Origin of the sequence: Streptomyces sp. P17, assembly GCF_032436805.1 — a bacterium.
Taxonomy (GTDB): domain Bacteria; phylum Actinomycetota; class Actinomycetes; order Streptomycetales; family Streptomycetaceae; genus Streptomyces.
The window spans coordinates 1-273 of record NZ_JAVRBF010000796.1 but is presented as its reverse complement, the minus strand read 5'-3'; the positions used below and the strand labels follow the sequence as shown (position 1 = coordinate 273).

At 56.0% G+C, this 273-nt stretch carries 1 protein-coding gene; it reads right to left on the bottom strand.

Translation table 11 applies throughout. From position 1 onward, the window contains the following. Positions 1-273, bottom strand: a 273-nt coding sequence (locus tag RMT89_RS42990) for a DUF1799 domain-containing protein (RefSeq protein ID WP_315889195.1), incomplete at both ends; no start/stop codon positions are given.

Genomic DNA, 273 nt, shown 5'->3' with positions numbered 1-273 from the left:
ACCGATGCGAACACTTCCGGCCTGCGCTTCTTACCCACCCCTACCATATCCATGACCACGGGCATTGCAGCGTAGTCCAGACCGGTTGCCCCTGCCATGCCTACTCGCCACTGTGTCGCCATCGACTCAAAGACATAGAAGGCATCTGCGTTACATTCCCAAACCTCGATAGTGTTATCTGATTCATCGAAGTCTTCAGGGTCAAAGCCTAGCGCCGCCATGGCCGACATATCGGCTTCCGGGGCGCTAAGCTCATAGGCAACCTGCCTCAGT